The sequence below is a fragment of the Merdimmobilis hominis genome (assembly GCF_016901855.1).
GTDB lineage: Bacteria > Bacillota > Clostridia > Oscillospirales > Ruminococcaceae > Paludihabitans.
Genome location: NZ_JACJKY010000003.1, coordinates 51127 through 65672 on the forward strand (window position 1 = coordinate 51127; position 14546 = coordinate 65672).

Sequence of the window (14546 nt, forward strand, 5' to 3'; positions counted from 1 at the left end):
CGCTTAGAACGGAAGCTCATGTCCGATAACGCCATACAGTGCAAGGGAAACAAGTCCGATGTAAATGAGCGTAATCGGAAATCCGCGAAACGCTTCGGGAACGGATTCGCTCGACAAGTGCTCGTATGCGATGCGCACCGTATACGATGCAAGCATAAAGCCGATTCCTGTACCGATTGCAAATCCAAAAAACATGCCAAACGAACCTGTCACGTTGTTGGTTGCAAGCAAAAGTGCACCCAGCACCGCACAGTTGAATACACCGACATGGATAATCGAGAGAATTTCCTGCTTGCGTTTTTTTGCGAATTTCTGTGTCAGCAGCAGTGCAATCACATACATCACACCGATGACTGCAACATAAACCGGCGGCAGTACATAATAGGAATAGGAAAGCGGTTTTAAGAGCGGGAAAATGAAGTAAACCGCAATCGACGAAACTGCCAGCATGCAGGTCATAATCAGTCCAAGCAAAAAGATATTATATTTTTTGCGCACCGAAAACAAGACGGTTGAAACGCCGATCGAGCGCGAAAAAATTGTATTTTCAATAAAAATAGCAATCATGGCATAGGTGAACATATCACCAAGGAATGTCCGAAGCGCACTCATAAATTCATTCATTGAAGGCCCTCCTCTTTTGAGCGGGGATGTTCAATCCGCTTGCGGATGATGTTTCCGAGTGCAGCCAAAAGACCCACCAGAATAAAGCCGGAAAACGGCATAAGCAGTGCAGGTGCAACAACCAGCTGGTTCACTGAAACACCGAACAATGCGCCCGAACCAAAGAACTCACGAATCAAGCCGACCAGCACAATGACGATGAAAAATCCAACGGTATGACTGAATACATCAACTGCCATATATCCTTTATTGTGCTTGTGGAAGCGGGATTCGCTCTTTACAACAATCAGCGAGTTTGCCACAAGAAGCGGCAGGAAAATACCGGTTGTATACAGTGCATCTTCAAACATCCAATCAATCAGCATTGCTGTCGGAACAAAGACCACACAACCGATGAGTGCATACAAAATCGTACGAATGGTATAGGGAATCCGTTTGGAAATAAACGAAGAAAGCATCACTGTTAAAAACGTGATAATCATAAAGCCGATGCCGAGCGACACTGCATTTTTACAGCTGTATGCCGCTGCAACAACAGGTGCCAAGATAAATCCGCGCTCCACCACAGGGTTTGTCATAAACAAGCCGTTTAATTTTTGGAGTTTTTCGCGGTGGCGCTGATAAAACGTCTTATTCAACTGCATCACCTGCTTTCTCTGCGGATGCTTCCGCATGATGATGGGATTTGCGCAGCCGCCGTTTCATTCTTGACCATGCAAACCGGAGTTTGCGTGCATAGCGGTCGCAGGACGGCGAAAATGCATTTGCCAAAAGAAGCGCAAAGACAAATTCTACGTCGAACGATCCAAACCGGCGCATCAGCACGACAAAGATACCGAGCAGCACGCCATAGATGATTTTACCCGATCCGGTTTTCGGCAGTGTGCACGGATCGCTTGCCATAAAGGTAAGTCCGAACACCAGTGCGCCCGATGCAAATTCAAATTCGAGCGAATGCATACGTCCCGTCATCAAACGCGGGAAGAAAACGGCACAAAATCCGACAATCGCAATCACCGGCACAATCACGCGCAAAGAAACGGTACGGCGGAAAATCAAAAACAGCAAGCATGCCGCCAGCACGATCATTACAGTCGCGCCCATCGGACCTGCAAAATTACCGAGCAGCAAATCAAACACACCAATGTTCGGCGTGCCGCCAACACGCAGCGTACTTGCCGGTGTTGTGGAGAAAATGAGCGTCTGCGAAAGCGGCTGCGGATACTCATTCATCACCTGCGGCCAGCAGATTGTTACAAATGCAATTCCTGCGGCTGCCGGATTGAAAATATTCATTCCTTTTCCGCCGAACGGATGCTTTGCGATGCAGATGCCGAACAGCACAGCTGCCACAACCATCCAGACGGGCGCACTCGCCGGCATTAACAGCGCCGTAATCAGCGCGGTGATCAAATGGGAAAAATCCCCTTTTTGGATTCTGCGCTGACCGCGCAGCAAGGTGCAGACATATTCCGCTGCAAACGCGGTTACCACTGCGGATGCGATGATCCACAGCACCTGAATACCGTATAAATAAATCGGCATGACACAAAGCGCGCACAAAACCAGCAGCATATTGATCTCCCGCCGGCGTATCACGGCTTGTGTATTCGTTTTTATCGTTTGAGACATTTTTTCTCCTCCGTGTTTTTCCTGCCGCATGAAACATCATTCTTTGCAATATGATGCAAGAAACAGGCTTTTTTAACCGTTTATCAAAGAAGACTGCATTGGAGTGATTGTCTTTGAAAATAGAGCTGTTTGATCGACGCGGCATCAAAATCGTACTGAGTGCCGCAGATCTTTCAAACCTGAATCTGACTTACGAAACGATCGATGAACAGCATCCGCAGACACGCCGCGCACTGATCTTGCTGATGCGCGCTGCAAAACAGCAAACCGGCTTAGATCTCATCAGCAAAAGTCTGCTGATCGAAGCCTATCCGTATGCCGACGGCGGATGCATTTTATATATCTCAGAAAAAGAATCATCCGGCACCGCAAAACATCATCCGTGTGAACATGTATTCAAACTGCCCTCTCTGTTTCATGCCGTTTGCGTTTGCAGAACGCTTGAGCAGTATTTCGGACACATCATTTTAAAAAGTGCACTGTATCATCAAAATCATATCTATTATCTGATTTTATACTCGTACAATGCGGCAGATCCGCTTTTTTTAAAGCTGCTTGCCCCATACGCCGCCTGGCGAATCGAGTCAAACACAGCCGGATTCCTGATTGAGGAGTATGCGCAGCCGGTGTTTGAAACACAGGCGACCGCATCAATCAGTGCATTATTTTCAAAGATGCATGAGTGAATGGACAGCCGCAGCTACATCGTCGCTTGCAAATACATACGAACCGGCAACCAGTACATCTGCACCGGCCTGTGCACAAATTGCCGCAGTCTCCAGGTTGATGCCGCCGTCCACCTGAATCGGAACGTTCAGACCGTTTTCATTACAAAATGTGCGCAGTGCACGAATTTTCGGCACCGTGTCGAACAAAAACGACTGTCCGCCGAATCCCGGTTCCACCGTCATAATCAGCGCAAGATCGAGCGAGTCCATCACGTCGTAAAGCACTTCTACCGGCGTACCCGGTTTAATGGCAGCGCCCACCTTTGCACCCGCATTCCGAACTGCACGAATGACTTCTTTTGGATCGTCATCCGACTCCATATGAAATATTACAAAATCCGCACCGGCTTTTACAAACCGCTCCGCATAGATAAGAGGATTGGAAATCATCAAATGAACGTCAAGCACCTGTGCAGTCAGCTTGCGCACAGCAGAAACAATCGGCAGTCCAAACGAAATATTCGGCACAAAATGACCGTCCATCACGTCAATATGAACCCATTGAGCTTCGCTGATGCGTTCAATCTCCTTGTTCAAATTTCCAAAATCGGCTGCAAGAATCGATGGTGATATAATATTCATGAAACAACTCCTATCAAATATTCCACTGCTTTCACAAAAGAAAGTCAGACGATACCAATATTATTTTACTAAATTCGCCTCGCATCGTCAAGGTAAACACCCTATTTTCTTGCTCTTGCTTCCATAAAAATTGTAAAATCCCGCACACTATTTTGTGTTTTTGCAAACACACAATCTTTTTTTCACTCAGACGCCGAAACAGCAACCGATTCAAGAGGCATTTATGCACACAAAAACCTCGTGTCTGTCTTTTGCATAAAATAAGATACCACACGCGGAAGTGTGCAGAGAAAGTGGACTTGTCCTTTAAAACAGCTTTCTGCAGCTTTATGCAGCAGTTCCGCTTTCAATAAAAAAGCCTGCCTTTCTTTTTGAAAAGGCAGGCTTTTTTCAGATTACGCTGTTTTTTCCGCAAGAACGGCGGTAATTTCAACGGTCGAAGCCACGCCCGTTTCTTCATTCACACGATAAACCGTCAGCAAAATGGTATCTCCCGGTGATTTGGAAACAAGCACCGCATCCACCGTCTGGGTGTCATATACCTCTTGATTGTCAAGCTTTGTGATGATATCGCCCACTTGAAGTCCCTGTTTTGCGACATCGGCATTCTCGTCAATCGCAATGACGCGAAGACCGCGCGGAATGGAATTGAGCTCGGCGATCGTTTCGGAGATCGGCCGGTATGTGATGCCAATATAGACACGGCCGGTCACATATCCGCTTTGAATCAGCGATTCAATAATCGGTTTTGCATCGTTTACAGGAATGGCAAATCCGATTCCTTCAAATCCCTCCTCCGCAAGCTTTGCAGAGGTGATGCCAACGACCTGACCGTATTTGTTCACCAGCGCACCGCCGGAATTTCCGGGATTGATGGCTGCATCGGTCTGAATAAAGTTGACATTTGAACCGAGGGTCGACACATATACACTGCGGTTGAGCGCAGAAATATATCCGTGGGTAAAGCTGCCCGCAAGCGCAAGACCGCTCGGGTTACCGATAACGATTGCTTCGTCACCGACCTCAAGCTTATCGGAATCACCGAATACCGCTGCGTGCATACCGGTTGCATCCACTTTCAAAACGGCAAGATCCGACTGCCGGTCACCGCCGATAAACGTTGCGATATAGCTGTCGCCATTCGAGAGAATGACTTCAATTTTATCATAAACCGCGCCGCTCTCTTCATCGGTCACGACATGGTTGTTTGTGACAATATATCCGTCCTCACGGAACACAACACCCGAACCTTGGCTTGCAGGCTGTGTGCCGGTCACACCACGCACATATCCCACGATACCAACCACTGCCGGCTCCACCTTACGGTAAATCTGGCTGTTTGTAAGCGGCTGTCCTTCGACAATCTCATCGTCCGCTGTGCCGTCCGGCGTTGACTCCGTCTGAAACAACGGACCGGAAGCCTCTGAATTCTCCGGTTTCTGCGTGTTTTTCATCGTACCGCCCAGCAAAACGGCAGCAAATCCGCCGGCAGACAGCACAAACAGCACACTCATGACAATCGCGAACACACGCAGTCCCATACCCGGTTTCTTTTCTTTTTTGGGTGGCTGCTGCGGATCTGTTCCGCCGATGGGACCGTAATCACAATAGGTCCACTGCGGCTGCGGATTGGGTGATGCAGAATATGGATCGTTTTGATGCATTTGCTGCGGCTGATGAAACGACTGTGTATTTGTTTCATCTGCCGGCATCGGGTTTTCCGGATGATGATTCATCGGTTCTCCCTGCCCGTTTTCACCGCCTTCAAACGGCGGTCTATATTCTTCCTGCATGAAAGCTCCTCCTTATTTTCACACGCCGGTCACGTATTCTCCGATTCCAGAACCGCCGCGGCATTCTTTTTGAATTTCACGCCCTGACGCATATACGGCAGCGAGAACATAAATTCCACAAACTCGCCCTCTGTACTGCGCACAATGATTTCGCCGCCGTGCAGACTTACAATCGAGCGAACGATATAAAGTCCAAGTCCGACGCCGTTTTTATCCAGTCCTCTGGAACGATCCGTTTTATAAAACCGATCGAAAATTTTGGGGATTTCCTCTTTGGTGAGCCCTGTGCCGCTGTTTTTGACGCTCACATAGATATGCTTTGCGTCAGACGAGAAATCAAACGCCAGATATCCGCCGTCGTTTACAAATTTCACGGCATTTTCCGTCAGGTTATACACGACCTGATACATCAAATCCGGATCGGCCTCCACCATGACCTTTTCATGATCGAGCCCGCGGACTTCAAGATGTTTTTCTTCAATCTGCTTTTCAAACAAAAACACCGTCTGACATATCGTATCCACAATATTGAATTTCGTGCGCTTCATCTGCATTTCGCCTGCTTCAATCCGCGAAAGATTGAGCATCGTGCGCACAAGCCGTGACAGCCGCTTCGTTTCCTCCGACACGATCGTCAGATAATGCCGCTGTTTTTCCGGCGGAATCGTTCCGTCCAAAATGCCGTCTACAAAGCCGGAAATTGTCGTCATCGGCGTTTTCAGCTCATGAGAAATATTTGCCGTAAAGCTGCGGCGCGCGCTTTCCGTGGTCGACAGCGACTGTGCCATCTGATTTAATGACATTGCAAGCTGACCCATTTCGTCATAGCTTGTCACTTCAAGACGCGTGTCAAACTCGCCTCTGCCGAATTTTTTCGCCGCCTCTGACATCTGACGAAGCGGTTTTACAAGCTGTACTGAAATGAAATACACCGCAATCGACGCAATCACCAATACAACCGCAGCGGAAATCAAAAACATCTTGATCAGTTCGTTTAGAAAAACCTGCTGCTGTCCCATATCATAGACAGAAACAAAAATGCAAAATGTCTGAAGATTTGCCGCCGCTGTCACAGCTACGGTATGATACCGCCCGTCATACACGCCGCCCAATTTCCCGAGCTCCGCATAATTTCCTGTCGTAACAAGCGTTGTAATAATGTCAGACGGGATCGTCTGCGCTGTATGACGGCAAGGCGTTTGTTCAGTACAGTAAATCGTCTTGCCTTCCGCGTCGGTAATGAAAATTTGGGCACCGAGTGTTTCAGCGGTATTTTTCAAATAGACATCAAACGTTGTCTGCGTAAACCCGCTCGTTCCCGCAGAATACTCCGCAAACAGTTTGCCGATGCTTTTGGCATTCCGGTTTAAGGAATCAAACGTCTGTGTTTTGTTGTACTGTGCAGCAAATCCCAAAAACACCGTGCCCAAAATCACAATGCTTGTAAGGATCAATGCCGCACAGATCGTAAAATATTTCGAGAAAATACTTTTTTGCATCGTCATTGTGCTGTTTCACTCATTCCGAAGCCGGCGAATCTTTCACCTCAAATTTGTATCCAACGCCCCAAACTGTTTTTAATGCCCATTTGTCGGAAACGCCCTCGAGCTTTTCGCGCAGACGTTTGACATGTACGTCGATGGTACGGGAATCGCCGTAATACTCAAATCCCCACACCTCGTCAAGCAGCTGGTCACGTGTGTAGACGCGGTTCGGATTCGACGCAAGATGGAACAAAAGCTCCAGCTCTTTCGGCGGCGTATCCACAACTTTTCCGTCTACTTTCAGCTCATAGCGTGTCATGTTGACAACAAGTTTATCATACGAAACCTCTTTGACTTCCTCTGCCTGAGAAGTCTGCGAAATGCGGCGGAACACCGCTTTAATCCGGGCGACAATCTCTTTGGTGTCAAACGGTTTGACCACATAATCGTCTGCGCCGAGTTCAAGACCAAGTACTTTGTCGAACGTTTCACCTTTTGCGGTGAGCATGATGATGGGCACGTTTGATTTTTTGCGGATTTCGCGGCAGACCTGCCAGCCGTCAAGCGAAGGCAGCATGATATCAAGCAGAATCATATCAGGGCTGAGCGCGTTGAATTTCACAACCGCCTCCTGACCGTCATGACACAAAATCACGCTGTAGCCCTCTTTTTCGAGATAGAGACGCAGCAGCTCGCAAATGTTTTTATCATCGTCGACAACCATAATTTTTTCAGAAGCCATTAAAATCTTCCTCCCTGCAAACCGATTTTTGAATTAAGGCTGTTTTTCAAACCAATTTATAATGAAAGTATACCATATCGGACAAAAAAGAAGTGAATAAACCGTAAAGATTTCCCTTTAAAACAATGAAAGCAGCCGGGTTTCCGGCTGCTTTCTGCGCTTTTTTACAGTGTTTCAATTTTTAAAAGCTGCTGTACTTTATACAGCGCGTCATTTTTCGTCAAAAACAGCACTTTGTCGCCTGACAAAAGCTGTGTTTCACCACGGGGAATGATCGTTTTACCACCGCGGCTGATGGAAATAATGACCGCAACACTCGGCAGCCGAATCTCCGACAGACGAATGCCGTGGAGCTTATAATCCGGCGGAAGCACTGCCTCACAGATCGACGCCTCGCCCTGATTGATGGCAACAAGCCGTTTGATTTTCGCTGTATCCACCTCATGCTCGATGAGGCTTGCAATGTTCTCGGTACTGCTGATTGCAATGTCAATGCCAAGCTCGCGCATCACGCGTGCATTTTTTGGGTTGTTAACCTTTGCAATCGTTTTTTTGACGTTAAACACCTGTTTGGCAAGCTGACAGCTGATGAGATTTCCCTCATCCTGTCCGGTGACACTGACAAATGCATCGCACTGTGCAGTTCCAGCCGCTTTGAGCACATCTGTCGTCGTGCCGTCACCCCAAATGACCGAAACATCGAGATTATCTGCCACAAACGCACAGGTTGTGCGGTCTGTGTCAATCAATGTCGGAACATGCCCGTGCTCCATCAGTGTTTTTGCCAGATAATATCCGACTTTTCCTGCACCTACAATTACAACACGCATTGCACGTCCTCCTCAATCCACGATGGTGCTGATCACAAGCCGATCAGTTACTTTCAGTTTTTCTTTGCAGTTGTTGTTCAAAGACATGGTATCGTCCTCGTGCAGCACCGCAAACAGCGAAGACTGTTCGCCCGGATCATACGCAAACGCTGCCATGCCCACCAATGCACGCGGAACCGGATGAATCGAAAACTTCATTGTATGCGATCCGATATTGAGCATCCGCGGCAAATCATGTTCCACAACAGCGGAATGAATGGCGCTCACCGTCAAATGCGTCGGGCAGACCGTGCTTAAACCAAAATGCGAGAACACATCCTCACGGTCCGGTGTATAAATCCGTGTGACCACGTTTTGAATGCCGAAAATCTTTTTGGCAACCTGACTGACCATGATGTTCACGTTATCATCCGAACTGACTGCCGCAAGCGCGTCACAGTTCTCAATGCCGGCTTCTCGCAGAACATCCTGATCAATCGGCACACCGCATGTTTTCATTCCGTCAAAATCATCGGGAAGCGATTCTAGTCGCTCCTCACTGCGGTCAACGACTGAAACCATGTGTCCTTCTTCCGCCAGTACAGTTGCAAGCCGGGCACCGACTTTTCCACATCCTACCACAAGAATATTCATAACTTTCTCCTCAACCTGTCTTACACATTAAACCGGAACAGCACAATATCGCCGTCACGCATTACATACTCTTTTCCTTCTGAACGGACAAGGCCTTTTTCCTTTGCCGCCGTCATCGAACCGCATGCCATCAGATCGTCATAGGAAACAACCTCTGCACGAATAAAGCCGCGCTCAAAATCGCTGTGGATTTTGCCGGCAGCCTGCGGCGCTTTGGTACCTTTGGTGATCGTCCAAGCACGCACCTCCGGCTCACCTGCGGTCAGATAGGAGATCAGACCTAACAGTGCATAGCCCTCTTTGATGATACGGTCAAGACCCGATTCATGAAGATTCAGTTCCTCCAAAAACATTGCCTTGTCCTCAGCAGACATATCGGAAATTTCCTCTTCAATTTTTGCACAGATCGGCAAAACAGCCGCGTGCTCTTCTTTTGCAATTTCGCACACCTGTTTGTAAAACGGATTGGTATCGATATTGTTCACAAAATCGGATTCACTCATGTTGGCCGCATAGATGACCGGTTTCATCGAAAGCAGCGAAAAGTTTTTTGCAAGTGCTGCTTCCTCTTCGGTCAAATCGAGTGAACGTGCCGGTTTGCCCTCCTGCAAGCATTCCTGAATGCGAAGCGCCAAATCAAGCTCCGGCTGATTCTTTTTATCGGATTTCACAAGCTTTCTGAGTTTGTCAATCCGGCGGTCGATGATCTCCATGTCGGAGAATACCAGTTCCAAGTTAATCGTTTCAATATCGCGCGCCGGGCCGATTTCGCCGTCGACGTGGATAATATTCTCATCTTCAAAACAACGGACAACGTGGACAATCGCATCCACCTCACGAATATCCGCCAAAAACTTGTTGCCAAGACCTTCGCCTTTGGATGCACCTTTTACAAGGCCTGCAATATCCACAAATTCAAGCACAGCCGGCGTAAATTTCACCGGGTGATACATTTCTGCCAAACGGTCAAGCCGCTCATCCGGAACAGACACCACACCGACGTTCGGCTCAATCGTACAAAACGGATAGTTTGCGCTTTCTGCTCCCGCATTGGTGATTGCGTTAAACAAGGTGCTTTTGCCGACATTCGGCAGCCCTACCATACCTAATTTCATTTCATTTCCTCTTTCATCATCAGTTGAAAAATTTGATTTTGCCCTCATTATACATCATCTTTTTTTCTTTTTCAATGTGCACAATGACAGATTTTGCGAAATACACGCCGCATTTTCCTTTTTTTTTGCTTAAAAAAGCGCTTTTACCTTTACAAACGCGAAAAAGCGGAGTATAATAATATTAAATATCTCATTTATAAAAATAAAAGCGGCGCATTTGCTCCGCTTTTTGTTTGCGCACGCATTCATCTCGGTGCATATTGAACATGCCTTTGGCCAATCGGAGGAATCTCTATCATGAAAAACAGCTTAAACTATGCGGCACGCAATCAAGCATTGGCTGCATATGACTTTGGCGGCGAAATCACAGACGCAATCCGCTTCGGCAGCGGCCATATCAACGAAACCTTCAATGTTTCTGTGCTTCGCGACAACAATGAGACCAAGCGCTTTATTCTCCAGAAAATTAACACGAATGTTTTTAAAAATCCCGGACAGGTAATGGATAACATCATCGGTGTCACAGAATACCTGAAAGAAAAAATCAAACAGCGCGGCGGTGATCCCTCACGCGAAACGCTTTCCGTGCTGCGTACGAAAAAAGGCGAAAGCTTTTTTAAAGACAGCGCAGGCGGCTGCTGGCGCTGCTATGAGTATGTAGAAGACACCTTTTCGCTCGACAAAGTCGAAGTACCCGATCATTTTTATCAGGCGGCAAAAAGCTTTGGTGCATTTCTTTACATGCTCAAAGATTACGATGCATCCTCACTCTATGAAACGATTCCGCGTTTCCACGATACACCGCATCGATACAGAAGCCTGCGCAGAGCCGTTATTGCCGACAAATTCGACCGCGTCGAAAGCGCAATCGATGAAATCGCATTTGCCGCAAGACATAAAAAAGACTGCAGCCGGCTGTTTGACCTGCAAAAAGCAGGTGAACTGCCCTGCCGTGTCACACACAATGACACAAAACTCAACAATATTTTGTTTGACCCGCAGACAGGTGCAGGCATCTGCATCGTCGATCTCGATACCATTATGCCGGGACTTGCATTGTTTGATTACGGCGATGCCGTCCGTTTCGGCGCCTCAACTGCGCTGGAGGACGAGCCCGATCTTGACAAGGTGCATTTTGACCTGAATTTGTACGAGCTGTACACCAAAGGCTATCTCGAAGGCACAGACGGTGCGCTCACACCGCTTGAATGCGAATGCCTGCCGTGGGGTGCCAAAATCATGACACTCGAATGCGGTATCCGTTTTCTCACCGACTATTTGCAGGGCGACACGTACTTCCGCACGCATTATGATGATCATAACCTCGTCCGCGCACGCACACAGTTTAAACTCGTTGCGGAAATGGAAGAACACTGGGAAGAAATGTACGAGATCCTGCACAAATATATCGGCTGATTTTACAGCATCAAAAAAGACCTGTTAAAAAAAACAGGTCTTTTTCTTTTTTATATTGTGATTGATTAACCGCGGACTTCCGCACGGATGACTGCACAGTGTTCACCTTCATGAAGCGGCGCAATCCGGTATGCACCCGCACCTGCCGGAACGATAAAGGTTTCCGCATAATGAACGGTAAACGGTTCAAACGCACCGGTCGGTGAAGAAACAACAGCCGCTTCGCCTTCAATCAGGTTGAGCATGCTGACGGAATCATTCCGTTCAAGGTCAAACGGCGCATCAAACCAAAAGCGTGTGGTTTCCAAAAATTCGAGTGCGTGCAGTCCGGTGTGCTCTGCTTTCAAATGTTCATCTTCATGGAGCACACGCACTGCATTGACGAGATTTTCATGCACCCAATCCGTTGTACGGTCAAACTGAATCACCTGCTCACCGTGCTCGATGTGAATCGGACGCGGACGGCCATCCAATCCCAAACGTCCCCAGTCATACAGCTTGAATGTGAAAATATACGGCGTCGCACTGATCTCAAGCACCATTGCGTTTCTGCCGGAGCAGTGCACTGTGCCTGCCGGAATCAGGAAATGGTCGTGCTTTTTCGCCGGAATGCGGTTGACATACCGTTCTGCATCAAACGGCTCGCCTGTTTCCTGTGCTGCTTTGAGCGCTTCAATCATCTCTTCCGGCTTTGTACCGGTTTTGATGCCGAGATACACGCATGCGTCGTCCTCAGCATCGAGCAGGTAATAACTTTCATCCTGTGTGTAATGCATGCCAAACGTCCGCTGAATATATTCGGTCAGCGGATGCACCTGAAGCGACAGATTGCCGCCGTCCATTGTATCAAGGAAGTCAAAGCGGATCGGGAACTCCGCGCCAAACCGACCGTATACCCGGGTACCGAGCAGTGCCTGCGGCTGATTGAGCACGAGATTCATTGCCGGAATCTCCATGACATCTTCACCGTTTTTGAGCAAAAGGCTGTTCTCCTCCGGAACACCGTCAAAACTCCATGCAAAGTTTTTCTCGTTTTGATCAAGTCCGCAGATCTGTTTCATCCACTGACCACCCCACGGACCGGGATCAAAATACGGAACCGTACGGAACGGCTGATGTGCAATTTGCTTGAGTGCCGCACGGAAATCATCGCCGTTCATCATTTTCGGCATCCCTTTTTTGTTTGTATCAATCAGAAAATCAATCGTTTTCAAAAGCGGCTGTTTTAAGCGATCGCCCAAACGCCACTCAATGAAAAAGCCGCGTTTATATTTTGTGAGCTGTGGATCATCCGGATTGTCACAGCGCCAGTTGGTACCGCCTGCACGCCAGCGCAGCTGAATCTCCCAGCGGGACAGATCACAATAAGCTGTCACATCGCCCGGATGAATGAGCGAAGCACCTGTGCCTGCCACGACACACACACCTGTGTCGACTGCGTCAAGCTGTGCGCGCGCCGCTTCAATGGCATCGGATTCGTAATAATCGGAAAGCTTTGCCGTCGTCATTTTTCCGAACACGCGGTCATCCGTCAGTTCTTCTTTCCATGTATCTGCAAGTTTTTCTTTTGAAAATGCGCAGAAATCTGCATCAATCAGGCACACCGGAGAAAGCGCATCTGCAAGCGCAAACAAATCTGCACGATCCACACCCGGATATGCTTCCAGCACAACAATCGTCTTTTCTTTTTCGCAAGCAGCCAGAATCTTTTTCGCAATCGCCGCGAACCCTGTTGTAATCTCCCCTGCAACAGAAGTAACCGGCGCTTTTTCATAGTTATGATAACTTTTATACTGTTTCGTCAACATGACCACTTCCCTTTTTACTTGTTTCGTTTTATATCATACATTATGTAAATACATAATGCAACTGTTTTTTGCATTTTTCAGAATATGTATTTACATATTTGAACTTTCTGATATAATAAACACATGAGGACGAAACAAGGAGGAGTTGTATGGCTCATTATCTGGCTGCTGACTTTGGCGGCACTGTCATCAAAACACGCATCTTGGACGAAAACGGCAGCTTTTGCTCACCGATTCGGACATTTCCTTCCCGGTCGAAAGAAAATGCCGACACCTTGCTCTCACATTTTAAAGCAGTACTGCACGATGCACTGGATGATGCACCCGATCCGCAGGATGTGCAGTTTGCCGGACTTGCATTCCCGGGACCGTTCGACTATGAAGCCGGAATCCCGCTGATGAAAGATATCAATAAATATGATGCGCTATACGGTGTAAACCTGCTCGAATTTTTCGGTGAACATTTTCCACAGATGACATTTCAGTTCGCAAACGACGCGGATCTGTTCGGACTTGGCGAATATCGTTTTTGCGGCGGTACGCGTCCGGAACGCGTCATGTATTTGTGCATCGGCACAGGACTCGGCTCCTGCTTTGTAGAAAACGGCACACTGATTAAATCCCGCGACGACGTACCGCCGCGCGGCTGGGTATTCGACACGCCGTTCGAAGGAGATATCATCGATCGGCTGGTTTCCGGTTCTGCACTTCGTCAAATGATGAACGAAATCCCGTCACTGCGCGCTTTGCCCGATGTCAAAGCTGCCGCAGATCGTGCGCTCGCAGGAGATCCCGACGCCATCACATTATACCATGCATTCGGCGGCCGTCTTGCGCGGGCAGCTGCACCGTTTCTTGACCGGTTCTCTCCGGGCATGCTCGTCATCGGCGGGCAGATCGCCAAAAGCTTTGCGCTGTTCGGCGATGAAATCCGTCAGGTATGCAATGACAGACAGATCGCACTGCATCTCTGTCCGGATTCTGCCGATTTTGCAATGAAAGGTGTTTTGTGCTTATTTTAACAATTTCATCGACGAGAAGCGGCGGCAACGCCGCTTTTTTTATTCCTAAAAACGATAGTTTATAGTCAAAAACAATAGGTTCGAAACAATTTGTTCAAAAATGCACTTGCTTAACCTGTCTTTGCCTTTTATAATGA

At 47.9% G+C, this 14546-nt stretch carries 14 protein-coding genes; 3 read left to right on the forward strand and 11 right to left on the reverse strand.

Translation table 11 applies throughout. From position 1 onward, the window contains the following. Nucleotides 1–3: 3 nt before the first annotated feature. Genes H6A12_RS02530 through H6A12_RS02540 form a run of 3 tightly spaced genes read right to left on the reverse strand, consistent with a single transcriptional unit; the run spans nucleotide 4 to nucleotide 2256 of the window. Nucleotides 4–624, reverse strand: coding sequence for an Rnf-Nqr domain containing protein (locus H6A12_RS02530; protein WP_204444451.1), 621 nt, complete (start codon nucleotides 622–624; stop codon nucleotides 4–6). Further along, the gene (locus H6A12_RS02535; RefSeq protein WP_204444454.1) at nucleotides 621–1262 is read right to left on the reverse strand and encodes an Rnf-Nqr domain containing protein; all 642 of its coding nucleotides are present in this window, start codon (nucleotides 1260–1262) and stop codon (nucleotides 621–623) included. Before H6A12_RS02535 ends, H6A12_RS02530 begins: the two co-directional genes overlap by 4 nt. Next, on the reverse strand, nucleotides 1255–2256 hold the full coding sequence (locus H6A12_RS02540) for an RnfABCDGE type electron transport complex subunit D (RefSeq protein ID WP_204444455.1): 1002 nt from the start codon (nucleotides 2254–2256) through the stop codon (nucleotides 1255–1257). Before H6A12_RS02540 ends, H6A12_RS02535 begins: the two co-directional genes overlap by 8 nt. A 113-nt stretch (nucleotides 2257–2369) precedes the next feature. On the opposite strand from H6A12_RS02540, the gene H6A12_RS02545 reads away from it, so the two are divergent. Next, nucleotides 2370–2942 carry an adaptor protein MecA gene (locus tag H6A12_RS02545; RefSeq protein ID WP_204444457.1) on the forward strand — a complete coding sequence of 191 codons (573 nt, stop codon included), beginning with the start codon at nucleotides 2370–2372 and terminating at the stop codon, nucleotides 2940–2942. Here H6A12_RS02545 and rpe read toward each other — a convergent pair. The 7 genes from rpe to ychF form a co-directional block, all read right to left on the reverse strand. Next, complete coding sequence (gene rpe, locus H6A12_RS02550; RefSeq protein WP_204444459.1) at nucleotides 2925–3566, reverse strand: ribulose-phosphate 3-epimerase; 642 nt, start codon at nucleotides 3564–3566, stop codon at nucleotides 2925–2927. The genes H6A12_RS02545 and rpe overlap by 18 nt on opposite strands. A gap of 395 nt (nucleotides 3567–3961) precedes the next feature. Beyond that, entirely contained in the window at nucleotides 3962–5359 is a 1398-nt protein-coding gene (locus tag H6A12_RS02555) for a S1C family serine protease (protein WP_204444461.1), read from the reverse strand. 29 nt (nucleotides 5360–5388) lie between these two features. Further along, nucleotides 5389–6864, reverse strand: a complete 1476-nt coding sequence (locus tag H6A12_RS02560; protein WP_204444464.1) for a sensor histidine kinase — start codon at nucleotides 6862–6864, stop codon at nucleotides 5389–5391. A 13-nt stretch (nucleotides 6865–6877) separates the two neighbouring features. Next, nucleotides 6878–7585 carry a response regulator transcription factor gene (locus H6A12_RS02565; RefSeq protein WP_204444466.1) on the reverse strand — a complete coding sequence of 236 codons (708 nt, stop codon included), beginning with the start codon at nucleotides 7583–7585 and terminating at the stop codon, nucleotides 6878–6880. A gap of 164 nt (nucleotides 7586–7749) precedes the next feature. Then, the gene (locus tag H6A12_RS02570; protein ID WP_204444468.1) at nucleotides 7750–8415 is read right to left on the reverse strand and encodes a potassium channel family protein; all 666 of its coding nucleotides are present in this window, start codon (nucleotides 8413–8415) and stop codon (nucleotides 7750–7752) included. 12 nt (nucleotides 8416–8427) lie between these two features. Next, entirely contained in the window at nucleotides 8428–9048 is a 621-nt protein-coding gene (locus H6A12_RS02575; RefSeq protein WP_204444470.1) for a potassium channel family protein, read from the reverse strand. Between the two features lie 20 nt (nucleotides 9049–9068). Beyond that, the gene (gene ychF / locus H6A12_RS02580; protein WP_204444472.1) at nucleotides 9069–10163 is read right to left on the reverse strand and encodes a redox-regulated ATPase YchF; all 1095 of its coding nucleotides are present in this window, start codon (nucleotides 10161–10163) and stop codon (nucleotides 9069–9071) included. A 297-nt stretch (nucleotides 10164–10460) separates the two neighbouring features. Here ychF and H6A12_RS02585 point away from each other — a divergent pair, with 297 nt between their 5' ends. Continuing rightward, nucleotides 10461–11579, forward strand: coding sequence for a phosphotransferase enzyme family protein (locus H6A12_RS02585; RefSeq protein WP_204444474.1), 1119 nt, complete (start codon nucleotides 10461–10463; stop codon nucleotides 11577–11579). A gap of 65 nt (nucleotides 11580–11644) precedes the next feature. Here the strand turns inward: H6A12_RS02585 and H6A12_RS02590 are convergent, their stop codons facing one another. Next, entirely contained in the window at nucleotides 11645–13387 is a 1743-nt protein-coding gene (locus H6A12_RS02590) for a class I mannose-6-phosphate isomerase (RefSeq protein WP_204444476.1), read from the reverse strand. A gap of 149 nt (nucleotides 13388–13536) precedes the next feature. Between H6A12_RS02590 and H6A12_RS02595 the strand changes: the two genes are divergently transcribed. Then, a complete protein-coding gene (locus H6A12_RS02595) occupies nucleotides 13537–14409 on the forward strand; it encodes an ROK family protein (RefSeq protein ID WP_204444479.1) in 873 nt (290 codons plus the stop codon). The last annotated feature ends 137 nt before the right edge of the window (nucleotides 14410–14546 follow it).